This is a genomic window from Paracoccus haeundaensis, assembly GCF_006239215.1.
Lineage (GTDB): Bacteria > Pseudomonadota > Alphaproteobacteria > Rhodobacterales > Rhodobacteraceae > Paracoccus > Paracoccus marcusii.
The window spans coordinates 181,117-193,723 of record NZ_VDDC01000005.1; the positions used below are offsets into that span (position 1 = coordinate 181,117).

Consider the following 12,607-nt stretch of genomic DNA (forward strand, 5'->3'; position numbering starts at 1 on the left):
TTCTTGAAATCGATCTGACCTGATCGTGCGTGAAGTGGAGAGAAAATGGCCGCCCTGGAGGACATCAAGAATGGCGCTCAATTGCGCGGCGTTGTTCCCGGTCAGCCGGTAGAGGTTGTTTCCGTTGAATGGATTGGCGATCAAGCCATAAACTTAATCTATCGTGTGCCGGGAGCGGGCGTTTCCGAGACAACCCTCTATCGCGATGATCAAGCTCGGATTCAAATCGAGGCTCGCGGGCGGGCCTGGTCATTTGATGCTGACGGCGAAATGCTGCGCCTTGTCACGGAGGCAAATCGGATCAAGCTGGCGCATTACTTCGATCCCTACCTTGCGATCCACACCAGCCTGGTTGATCCGCTTCCGCACCAGATTTCTGCGGTCTACGGCGAAATGCTCCCGCGCCAGCCGTTGCGGTTTCTTCTCGCCGACGATCCGGGTGCAGGAAAGACCATCATGGCGGGTCTCCTGATCAAGGAACTGATCGCCCGCAGCGATCTTGAGCGCTGCCTTGTCGTTGCGCCGGGTAGTCTGGTCGAACAGTGGCAAGACGAACTTGGGGAAAAGTTCGGCCTGGAATTTGACATCCTAACCCGCGACATGATCGAGAATTCTCGCTCTGGGAATCCGTTCAGCGACCGCAATCGACTGATCGCTCGGCTTGATGTTCTCGCCCGTAATGAGGAACTGCAGGACAAGCTCGCGCAGGCGGCTGAGTGGGATCTGATTATCTGTGACGAAGCTCACCGCATGTCCGCGACCTACTTCGGCGGTGAGGCGAAATACACCAAGCGGTATCGTGTCGGTCAGAAACTCGGCGAAGCCTGCCGTCACCTGCTCCTGATGTCGGCAACCCCGCACAATGGGCATGAGCAGGACTTCCAGCTGTTCATGGCGCTGCTGGATGGTGACCGGTTCGAGGGCCGGTTCCGCGACGGCGTTCACTACGCCGACACTGCCGACATGATGCGGCGCCTTACTAAAGAGGAACTGCTGCGCTTTGATGGCCGCCCGCTCTTCCCCGAGCGCCGTGCCTATACGGTCAAGTACGAGTTGTCGCCCGAAGAGGCTGCGCTTTACGCTGCTGTGACCGAGTACGTTCGCAACGAGATGAACCGGGTCCAGCGTTTTGCGGCTGAGGATGGCAGGAAACGGAACAACGTCGGCTTTGCCCTTCAAATCCTTCAGCGTCGCCTCGCCTCTTCACCGGCCGCGATCTACCAGTCGCTGAAAAGGCGGCGCGAACGGCTGGAGGCAGAACTGGCCGAGGCGCGGCTGATGGTCCGCGGCAAGAGGTCCGGTTTCGATGCCCCTGACGTGCCGGATGATGCCCTGCAGAACCTCGAGGAACTCGGTCAGGACGAGATCGACGATATCGAAGATCGGATTTCCACGACCGCGACGACCGCGGAAACCGTCGATCAGCTCGCCCTTGAGGTCGAAACGCTGCAAGGCCTCGAACGAATGGCGCTGGGCGTTCTCAGCTCTGGCCAGGACACCAAGTGGTCGCAGCTGAACCGTATCCTCGATGATGAGTTGATGGTTGACTCGCAGGGCAACCGCCGAAAGCTAATCATCTTTACCGAGCCGAAAGACACCCTCTACTACCTGCATGATCGCGTGAGGTCGCGCCTTGGCCGCGCCGATGCGGTCGAGGTGATCCATGGCGGCGTGTCCCGCGAGGATCGGCGGAAGATCGTCGAGCGGTTCATGCAGGACCGGGACATGCTGGTGCTCATCGCGAACGACGCGGCTGGTGAAGGCGTGAACCTTCAGCGTGGCCACCTGATGGTGAACTACGACCTCCCCTGGAACCCGAACAAGATTGAACAGCGGTTTGGCCGTATCCACCGGATCGGCCAGACCGAGGTCTGCCATCTCTGGAACCTCGTGGCGGCCGACACGCGCGAAGGGGAGGTCTACGCTCGGCTTCTGGAAAAACTCGAGGCCGCGCGAGAGGCGCTGGGCGGGCGGGTTTACGACGTCCTTGGCGAGTTGTTCGACGGCACGGCGCTAAAGGATCTCTTGTTCGAAGCGATACAGTATGGCGAGCAGCCTGATGTGAAGGCCCGGCTGTTCCAGGCCGTCGACGGTGCCGTCGATCAGAAGCATCTCCTTGATCTTCTCGCGCGCCGGGCGCTGACCAACGACACGATGCCAGCTGCCAAAGTGCAGGAAATCCGCATCGACATGGAACGTGCCGAGGCCCAGCGCCTGCAACCGCACCACATCCAGAGTTTCTTTGTCGAGGCGTTCAAGCGCCTTGGCGGCCAGATCAAGCCTCGGGAGGAGGGGCGTTGGGAGATCACCCATGTCCCCGTCAGCATCCGCGAGCGCGACAGGCAGATCGGGACCGGCTCGCCAGTCCAGAAGAAGTACGAACGCATCTGCTTCGAGAAGGGCAAGGTGAACCAGCAGCCCGTGGCAACGTTCGTCTGCCCTGGCCACCCTCTGCTCGAAGCCGTCATCAGCATCGTGCGCGAACAGTACGATCACCTGATGAAACAGGGCGCGGTCATGGTCGATGAAACCGACCTCGGCCAGGAATTGTCCGCCATCTTCTTGCTGGAACACAGCGTCCAGGATGGCCGCCCGACCAGCACCGGCAAACCCCAAATCATCTCGGAGAAGCTACAGTTCGCGTCGATCGACAAGACAGGGAAAGCGGCGAACGCGGGGATCGCCCCGCACCTGAACCTGCGCCCTGCCACGGCCGAGGAAATCGCGCTGGTTTCCGACAAGCTGCACGAGGACTGGCTGCGCAACGATCTGGAGAAGGCTGCGATCCGCTTCGCAACGGTTGATCTGGCGCAAAGCCACGTGGCCGAGGTGAAGGCGCGGCGCCTGCCCGAGGTCGCCAAGGTCGAGCAGGAGGTGAAGGCCCGCCTGAAGAAGGAGATCAACTTCTGGGACAACCGGGCCGCCGAGCTGCGTGAGGATGAGAAGGCCGGGAAGAAGACCCGCTTGAACTGGCAGAACGCAGAACGTCGGGCCGAAGACCTGGCCGACCGTCTGAAACGCCGGATGGAGCTGCTGGAGAAGGAACGCTTCATCTCGGCTCAGCCGCCGCGGGTGCGGGGTGGCATGGTCGTCGTGCCGAAGGGGCTGCTGTTGGCGAAGGCGGCCGTCGCAAGCGGCGCCAAGCCCAATGCCTTTGCCGAAGACCCGGAGGCCCGGCGGATCAGCGAATTGAAGGCCATGGAGGCAGTCATCAACGCCGAGCGGGCGCTGGGCAACGAGCCGAGCGACGTCTCGGCGCAGAAGGTCGGCTACGACATCGCTTCCTACGATCCCCGCTCTGGCCATCTGCGCTTCATCGAGGTCAAGGGCCGCATCGATGGCTCCGATACGGTGATGCTGACCCGGCAGGAGATCATCACCTCGCTGCACGAGCCCGGGAAATACATCCTGGCCATTGTCCAGATCGAGAGTGGCTTTGCTCGCGAACCGCGGTATGTTCGCGGGGCGCTGTCAGACCACGAACCCTCGTTCGAACACACGGCGATCCAGTTCAATTTGAAGCGCCTGCTCGAAAGGGCCGAGGTGCCGCGATGAAGCTGGATTTCTCAGAATTTTCATATGGATACGCTTTCACAGAAAACCTGATCCGGTGGAGCGCCTCGGGCCCGAGCACGGCGCCAGTGTTCCCTAATCTCGTGCAGGAGGCTCAACTCGGGTATGACGTCAAGATCGACATGCCCGGATTACCCCTGTTCTTTCAGTTCAAATTGCCGGAGTTGATGGTACGAGAGACGGCACGAGAAATCTCAGTTCTGGGCCTTCCTGGACTGACAGTGCCGTTCTTCAGAATGCCTTTGATGCGTCGCAACCTCTCAGATCAACACATCCACCTGATGAGGCTTGAGGCGCGTTTCCCAAACTCGGTCCTCTACGCCTCGCCGATGATTGAAGATTGTGCCAATTTCAACGCGGCCTATGGCCGTGCAGAGGTGCATTTGCATTCTGCCCTTTTTTCACCCTTAGGCATAGGACCACTCCCAGACGATGATAACCACGCGGTTGCCTATTCAGCTGCGGCTCGCAGCGCTTGGCGCTGTTCGGAGCCGAGAGAGGTGAAGGTACGGAAGTTTGATGACCTCGTGCGAGGCATTGATGAAGATTTGACGAAGCGGGTGGACCGGTCTCTTGAGGACACCGCCGGGGAAATTCGGCAAGGAGTCCTTTCTCTCCTGCCGCCCGAACTCCGCGATGCCGAGGCGAAAGTGCGTGATCGCATTGAAACCCGGAGACAAGCGGCTGATGGTTCTGCCGCTATGGATGATCGGGTGAGATCCGTCACGACAGACCTACTGGTGATGCGAGAACTTGTTCGCGTCGGCCTCGGCGTTGACCTATTGGTCGCTCAGCCCCGCGATCCCAAGAAAGCAAAGAAGAAGTCATGACCGCGCCCTACAAGAAAAAACTGATCGAAGTCGCCATCCCGCTTGAGGCCATCAATGCCGCCTCGGCGCGGGAGAAGTCGATCCGGCATGGGCACCCCTCCACCCTTCACCTGTGGTGGGCGCGGCGGCCGTTGGCGGCCTGTCGGGCGGTGCTGTTTGCGCAGCTGGTGGATGATCCCTCCAGCCACCCCGACCAGTTTCCGACACATGAGGATCAGGAGCGCGAGCGGCAGCGGCTGTTTGCCATCATCGAAGACTTGGTGAAGTGGGAGAATTCGACCAACGAGGAGGTGCTGGAACGCGCGCGGGCGGAAATCCGGCGGTCTTGCGGTGGGGTGCTGCCGCCGGTCTATGACCCGTTCTCGGGCGGCGGGTCGATCCCGCTCGAGGCGCAGCGGCTGGGCCTGCCTGCCTATGGGTCCGACCTGAACCCGGTGGCGGTGATGATCGGCAAGGCGATGATCGAGATCCCGCCGAAGTTCAAGGACATGCCTCCCATCCACCCTGGCATCAAGGATCGGTCGTTCTACCGCAATGCCGAAGGGCTGGCCGAGGATGTGAAATACTATGGCGAATGGATGCGCGAGAAGGCGTGGGAGCGCATCGGGCATCTTTACCCGCAGGTGGACCTGCCGAAGGAGTATGGGGGCGGCAAAGCTACGGTGATCGCCTGGATTTGGGCACGGACGGTGCCGAGCCCGGACCCGGCGTTTGCGGATGTGCAGGTGCCAATTGCGTCGAGCTTCCTTCTGTCCTCCAAGACCGGGAAAGAGGCCTGGATTGAGCCGATCGTTGACCGGCAGGCCAAGACGATCACCTATCGTATCCGGCAGGGTGGGACGAAAGCCGAGCTTGAGGCGGCTAAAGAGGGAACGAAGGCCGGGCGCGGGGCAAACTTCCGCTGCCTGATCTCGGATACCGCGATCACAATGGAACACGTTCGGCGTACTGCAAAGGAAGGCTTGGGAGAGCAACTCATCGCAATTGTTGCAGAAGGTCCGCGAGAGCGGGTTTTTGTTGCTCCAATCGCCGAACAGGTCGAAGCCGCCTGCGCTGCGAAGCCCTCATGGCGGCCCGAGATGACGATTTCGCCTGATCGCCGCGCGTTCACTCCTCCAGATTATGGAATGGAGACCTTCGGTGATCTTTTCACCGATCGGCAGCTAGTGGCGTTGAACACCTTCAGCGATCTTGTGCATGAGGCGCGGGCACAGATTGAGGCCGACGCATCCGCCACACTTTCCGCCGATCCTACTTTGCTGCGCGACGGTGGCAAAGGCGCAAAAGCCTATGCCGAGGCAGTTAGTGTGTATTTGGCGTTTGGCGTCAGCAGATTGACCGACATTCAAAACTCACTTTGCAGATGGGAATCGTCGAAAACACAGGTCCGAAACCTTTTCGGTCGTCAGGCTATTCCCATGATGTGGGACTTTGGCGAAAACAACGTTTTTTGCGATGCTGCGGGAGACTACCGGACTAGTCTTGGAAGCATCGTCAAGGTGATTGAGCGATTTCACCCCAGTGGCGAAGGTATTGAGATCAACCACGACGCTCAAACCGTTGTCTACCCCGAGGGAGCGGTAATTTCTACTGATCCACCTTACTATGACAATATAGGCTACGCTGATCTGTCAGACTTTTTCTTTTGTTGGCTAAAGCCAGCCCTCCGATCAGTCTATCCTGATATATTCAGTGTATTGGCTACTCCGAAGGCAGAGGAATTGATTGCTGCTCCCCACCGGCAAGGCGGGAGGGACGCAGCCGAAGTTTTCTTTCTGGACGGGATGCGCAGAGCAATCGCGAACATGGCTCTCCAGTCCGCCAATGTTTTTCCTGCGGCGATCTACTATGCTTTCAAACAAAGTGAGGTCGCGAACGAAGGGATTAGCTCAACTGGTTGGGCGACATTCCTGCAGGGGATTCTAGATGCCGGGTATTCAGTCGTAAGTACGTGGCCGATGCGAACAGAACTTGCGAACCGAATGAGGGGGCAGGAGAGTAACGCCCTCGCAAACTCCGTCGTCCTCGTCTGTCGCAAGAAGGAAGCCTCGGCCGAGGTCATCACCCGGGCCGAGTTCATCCGTGCCCTGAAACGCGAACTGCCCCCGGCCATCGGAGAACTTCAGGCTGCCAACATCGCCCCGGCCGACATGCCGCAATCGGCCATCGGTCCCGGCATGGGTGTCTTCTCGCGCTACAAGGCGGTGCTGGAATCCGACGACAGCCCGATGACTGTGAAAGCCGCGCTGCAACTGATCAACCGCGAGCTCGACGAATACCTTGGCGGCATCCAGGGCGAGTTCGACGCCGACACCCGCTTTGCCATCACCTGGTTCGAACAGAACGGGCTGAAGGCGGGCGATTACGGCACGGCGAACAACATCGCCACGGCGCGCGGCATCTCAGTTGAAAGCGTGAAGCATGCCGGGATCGTGGAAAGCGCGGCCGGAAAGGTGCGAATCCTGAAGCGCGACGAGATGGATGCGGAGTGGGAGCCGGATGCCGATGGCCACCTGACGGTCTGGGAATGCTGCCAGCATCTGGTGCGCCTGCACGAGAAATACGGGATCGGCTATGAGGCGGCGGTGATGCTGAAGAAGTTCGGCTCCAAGGCGGATGACGTGCGCGACCTGGCCTATGTGCTTTACAACATCTGCGAAAAGCGGGGCGACGCGAAGGAGGCGACCGCCTACAACGCGCTGATCGCGGACTGGACCGACCTGACCCGCGAAGCCGCCACCGCTCCGCTGACGAACCGCAGCGGTCAGATGAGATTTGAGGTTTAAGGGGTAGAGCCATGGCAAAAAGCACGCGCCAGTATGTGTTCGAGGGCATGGAACTGCTGCCCGAAGCGCTGATCCCCTTTGTCGAACGGCGGCTCGAGGCCTCGTTGCAGGGGCATTGGCAGGTTCAGGTTCTGGAGAAGATCTCGGGCTTGCGGCCGAACAGTCAGGGCAAGGTGGGTTGGGATCAGGCGGCGCTGTTGAACGCGATGGACCGCTTCTGGATGGAGGCGTTCAAGACCGTTCTGGGTCGGGCCGAGCGGTCGATCGTCAACGAGCTGGTCGATGTGCGCAACAAGCTGTCGCACAACGAGACCTTTACTTATGACGATGCCGAACGCGCGCTGGACAGCATGCGGCGGCTGATGGAGGCGATCAGCGCCTCGGACGTGGCCGACCAGCTGGGCAAGATGCGCGACACGATCCTGCGCACCAAGTTCACCGAATTGCAGCGCAACGAGGAGCGGAAGAAAAGCCAGCGGTCCGACATCTCGGTCGAAACGGTGGCTGGGCTGCTGCCTTGGCGCGAGGTGGTTGAGCCGCACCGGGACGTGGCGACCGGCGAGTTCCAGCAGGCAGAGTTCGCGGCCGACCTGGCCAAGGTGCACAACGGCAGCGCGCCGTCGGAGTACCGCAACCCGACCGAGTTCTTCTCGCGCACCTATCTGACCTCGGGCCTGTCGACGCTGCTGATCGGCGCAGCGAAGCGGCTGTCGGGCACCGGCGGCGATCCGGTGGTCGAGTTGCAGACGAACTTCGGCGGCGGCAAGACCCACTCGATGCTGGCGCTATACCACATGGCGGGGGGCACGCCGGTCGAGGATTTGCCGGGGCTCGACCAGCTTCTGTCGCGCGAAGGGCTGACCGTGTCGGGCAAGGTGAACCGGGCGGTGCTGGTGGGCACGTCCTATGGCCCCTCGGACGCGGCCAAGCGCCAGAAGGATTACGGGCGGCCGATCCGCACGACCTGGGGGGAACTGGCGTTCCAGCTTGGGGGCGAGGCGGGCTATGCGCTGGTGGCCGAAAACGACGCCAACGGCATCGCGCCGGGGTCGAACTTGCTGGAGGAACTGTTCCGGCAATGCGCTCCATCCCTTATCCTGATCGACGAGTGGGTCGCCTACCTGCGCCAGATCTACAAGGTTGAGGGACTGCCCTCGGGGTCGTTCGACTCGAACCTGTCGTTCGTGCAGTCGCTGACCGAGGCGGTGAAAGCCAGCCCGGGCACACTTCTCGTGGCATCGCTGCCCGCTTCGCAGATCGAGGTCGGCGGAGAAGGGGGCCAAGAGGCGCTTTCGCGTCTGAAGCAGACTTTCAGCCGGGTCGAGACCGGCTGGCGCCCGGCTGACCAAGAGGAAAGCTACGAGATCGTCCGACGGCGGCTGTTCAAGGAAATCCCGGGCGACAAGTTCCATCACCGCGACAACACGCTGAAGCAGTTCGCGAAGATGTATCGCGACAGCCCGAACGAGTTCCCGCAGAACTGCGAGGGCGAGGATTACCGCCGGAAGCTTGAGAAGGCGTATCCGATCCATCCGGAGCTGTTCGATCAGCTCTACACTAGCTGGGGTTCGCTCGAGAAGTTCCAGCGCACCCGTGGCGTTCTGCGTCTGATGGCGCAGGTGATCCACGAGTTGTGGATGAACAATGACCCCTCGGTGATGATCATGCCGGGAAGCGTGTCCATTAGCTCGGCGCGCGTCGAACCGGAGTTGCTGCATTACCTCGACGTGTCATGGCAGTCGATCATCGCTGGCGATGTCGATGGGCCGAACTCGACGCCCTACCGGATCGACCAGTCGGCCCCGAACCTCAACCGCTACTCGGCCACGCGTCGGGTCGCGCGGGCGATCTTCATGGGAACCGCTCCGACCCATGGGCAAGACAACAAAGGCCTCGATGATCGCCAGATCAATCTGGGCGTGGTTCAGCCCGGTGAACGTCCTGCCATCTTCGGCGATGCCCTCCGCCGCCTCGCGAACAACGCCAGGTTCATGCATGGCGATCTTGGCCGATACTGGTACTCGATGTCAGCCAGCCTCAATCGGCTCGCGGCAGATCGGGCCGGACAAATCGAAGAGCCGCTGGTCCTTCTGGAAATCGACAAGGCGCTGGCGACCTACATCAACGGTTTGGGCGACCGCGGGCACTTCGACACTGTGCAGGTCGCGCCCAGCAGTTCCGCTGACGTCCCCGACGAAGCCGGTGGCGTTCGTGCCGTTGTGCTTGGCGTGGCCCATCCGCATACCGGGCGCGAGAACTCCGATGCGATGGCCGAGGCCAAAGATATCCTCCTCCAGCGGGGTTCCACGCCGCGGGTCTATCGCAATATGCTTGTTTTCCTCGCGGCGGAGTCGCGTCAGCTTGATGGGCTGAAGGAGGCGATGCGTTCGTCCTTAGCTTGGGCAGGGATCGTCAAAGATACGGATCGGCTGAACCTGACGCAGCGAGACAGCGCGCTTGCCAAGGCAAAGGTTGCCGAGGCGAGCGAGACTGTGAAGACGCGGCTCAAGGAGACCTGGTGCTACCTCCTGTATCCGATGCAGGATGGCGCGCAGGCCGATGTCGAGTGGATTGCGTCCAAGGTTCCCGCGCAGGATGGCCTTCTTTCCCGTGCCAGCAAGAAGCTGGCCAGCGACGAGGGCCTGCTGCCGGAGCTTGGTCCCGCCCGACTAGACCGCGAACTGCAGAAGTACATTTGGAATGGGAAAGGCCACCTGTCGCTCAGGGATCTCTGGGAATACCTGAATCGCTACATCTACCTGCCGCGGGTCAAGGATCGGAACGTCCTGATCAAGGCCGTGCGCGCGGCCGTCGGCGCTATGGTGCCCGGTCCATTCGCCTATGCGGAACGATGGGACGAAAAGAGCGGCCGCTACATTGGCTTGGTCCTGCAGAATGCCGCGAACGCCCCGGTGGTCATAGACTCTGACAGTGTGATCGTGAAGCCAGAGGTGGCGGAAAAGCAGACGCTTGAAACCGCAGCGGCCGCTGCTGCACCATCGGAACCGGTGCAAACACCCGCGAAAGCTGCGGCAGAACAGACCGGCCTAAAGCCAACGGCAGCTGTCGTGCAGCCTGAACGCGATCCTACTCGGTTCATGGGGACCGTCATGATCTCGGCAGATCGGCCTGCACACGAAATGCGGCAGATTGTGGAGGCAATCATCGAACAGCTTACCGTGCTTCCCGGCAGCGAGGTGACACTTAAGCTCGAGATCGATGCCGATGTGCCGAATGGACTGGATCGGAGCAAGGTTCGGACGCTTTTAGAGAATGCATCGACGTTGGGCTTCATCGACAAGAAGATCAGCTAGGGGCGAAGTTGAGGTGAGGGTCATCACGGGTCAACAATAGGTCAACCGGCCGACCTACGTCGTTCACGGTTTGGGCTGCAATCGCATCCGTTGACTGCGGCTTAGAGCGGCGAGGTAATCAAGGGAGATCAACGAGTTGGCGCGTAAGTGGTTGAAATTTATGGGCCCGGTGGTCTCCTTTTGGTCCGCCTCATAACCTGAAGGCCGCAGGGTCAAATGTCGCCGTAGCCAGTTCTATATCTCAAAAAGTAATCGCTTGAGAGCTGTCCCAGAAGGCGGCTTCTTGCGTCAAGTACGGCCGGTCAACAAAACCGACGAAATCCGCGTACAAAATCAGCGGAACAGTAGGCCCGCAGGATCAAGGCCGGCGAAAACCACAGACGATGGAGGTCGACAGGATTTAGAGCTCATACTGCTAACTTTGGTTCACCTTCTGGTTCACTATTTGAGACACCATATCTAACGATATTCAATCAAAACAATTATATAAAAGACTGAACGAATCCCTCTCGCTCCGCCACTTGCACATTGCAAACCCGAAAACAGGTCCCTCGCGGGGCCTTTTTCTTTATGTGCCAAAGGGGTTTGTAGGAGCCATCCGTCCTTCGGAGACGGCCCAACCGCGCGAGATCGGTCTCCGAACGCCCACCGTCTCTTTCCACCCGCCCCTCACTCTCGGCGAGACGGGTAATAAATCACCATATATTTCAGTAATCTGATGAGGTCGCGCTGCGCCCTTGTTTCACTGGTCCCGGCTTGTCTCAAAGCAGATGGCGACGCGACACGGGCGGCGTTGTAGTTGGTATGTCTTGGGAGTTTTGCGCGAAGTCTCTGATGACAAACGCAGTTTCGGCCCCTAGCCTGGCGCAATCTCGAACGAGCCTTGGACAGATCAAGAGAACGACCTGATCGTTGCGGATTACTTCGCGATGCTGGCCAACGACGTCTCTGGCCGCCCCTACAAAAAGGCCGAGCACCGGCGCGGGCTTCTACCGTTGTTGAATGATCGGTCCGAGGGATCGGTCGAGTTCAAGCACCAGAACATCAGCGCCGTGATGAAGGGGCTGGGTGAGGACTGGATCCCGGGCTACAAGCCCGCCTTCAATTTCCAGATGACGCTGGTGGATGCCGTGACGCGTTGGCTGGCGCTGAACCCGGCTTGGCTCGGCCGCCATTCGGGTGCAGGAGCGCCGACTGGCCTCGCGGAGGCGCGGCCGATCTGGATCGGGCCGCCGCCCACGTTGTCGAACCAGCCGCCGCCACAGGAACTGGAGCAGATGCTGCACATCGCCCGCAAATTCGATGTCGCGGCGAGAGACGAACGAAACCGCGCCCTCGGCCGGGCCGGTGAGGAGCGCGTCCTGGCGCATGAACGTGCAGCCCTGAAATCAGCGGGCCGCGATGATCTTGCGCGCAAGGTCCGGTGGGTGTCAGAGGAGGATGGCGATGGTGCCGGCTACGATATCGCCAGCTTCGCGCCGGATGGCCGTCCGCGCCTGATCGAGGTGAAGACGACGAATGGCTGGGAACGCACCCCTTTCCACATCAGCCGCAACGAGCTGGACGTAGCCGAGGAGCGGCGTTCGGAATGGTCCCTGTTCCGGCTCTGGAACTTCGCGCGCGAGCCGAAAGCGTTTGAGCTGCACCCGCCGCTGGACGCGCATGTCTCGCTGACCGCGACGTCCTTTCAGGCGAGTTTTTGTTGAGTTGCGACCAAGATCAGAAGCTAATTAGTGCAATCCGAGCGTGAACTTTACCTTAACATCACTAAGCCAGCGTTCCTGGTAGTGTGCCTTGAGATTGGCGGCGCCGATATTCAGCCTTGAAAGCGCTTGCTCCAAGGAGACCAGTTTGTCTTTTTGACCTGCCTGACACCCGAACTTCATGCTGGCGCGATCAGGGCCGCAAAGAAACCAAACATCATTTCGCTGTAGAGCGTGTATCCAGAGATCAAGCTCTCCGGCATCAAGGGCAGGCATTTCACCATCGAAATTGGCAGCATGCATTGCTCTTTCCAGTTCTGTCACAGGGTAATCCTCCCCGTTTTAACGGGGTTTGGTCGTAGAACTCACGCAGCCATTTTCAGTTTCTGTGCGGGTGTTAT

At 60.2% G+C, this 12,607-nt stretch carries 6 protein-coding genes; 5 read left to right on the forward strand and 1 reads right to left on the reverse strand.

What is annotated here, in order from left to right; all coding sequences use genetic code 11:
- Positions 1-45 precede the first annotated feature (45 nt).
- The 5 genes from FHD67_RS02820 to FHD67_RS02840 all read left to right on the forward strand — a co-directional run bounded on the left by FHD67_RS02820 (position 46) and on the right by FHD67_RS02840 (position 12,209).
- On the forward strand, positions 46-3,555 hold the full coding sequence (locus FHD67_RS02820) for a helicase-related protein (RefSeq protein ID WP_139597750.1): 3,510 nt from the start codon (positions 46-48) through the stop codon (positions 3,553-3,555).
- A complete protein-coding gene (locus tag FHD67_RS02825; protein ID WP_139597751.1) occupies positions 3,552-4,403 on the forward strand; it encodes a hypothetical protein in 852 nt (283 codons plus the stop codon). Before FHD67_RS02820 ends, FHD67_RS02825 begins: the two co-directional genes overlap by 4 nt.
- The gene (locus FHD67_RS02830; protein WP_139597752.1) at positions 4,400-7,189 is read left to right on the forward strand and encodes a DUF1156 domain-containing protein; all 2,790 of its coding nucleotides are present in this window, start codon (positions 4,400-4,402) and stop codon (positions 7,187-7,189) included. The genes FHD67_RS02825 and FHD67_RS02830 overlap by 4 nt, the downstream gene beginning before the upstream one ends.
- Before the next feature lie 11 nt (positions 7,190-7,200).
- Complete coding sequence (locus FHD67_RS02835; protein ID WP_139597753.1) at positions 7,201-10,503, forward strand: DUF499 domain-containing protein; 3,303 nt, start codon at positions 7,201-7,203, stop codon at positions 10,501-10,503.
- An 869-nt stretch (positions 10,504-11,372) separates the two neighbouring features.
- Positions 11,373-12,209: a protein NO VEIN domain-containing protein gene (locus FHD67_RS02840; protein ID WP_139597754.1), complete on the forward strand. Its 837-nt coding sequence runs from the start codon at positions 11,373-11,375 to the stop codon at positions 12,207-12,209.
- Between the two features lie 24 nt (positions 12,210-12,233).
- Here FHD67_RS02840 and FHD67_RS02845 read toward each other — a convergent pair whose 3' ends face one another.
- Positions 12,234-12,530 (reverse strand): hypothetical protein, encoded by a 297-nt coding sequence (locus FHD67_RS02845; RefSeq protein WP_139597755.1) that lies wholly within the window; start codon positions 12,528-12,530, stop codon positions 12,234-12,236.
- Positions 12,531-12,607 lie beyond the last annotated feature (77 nt).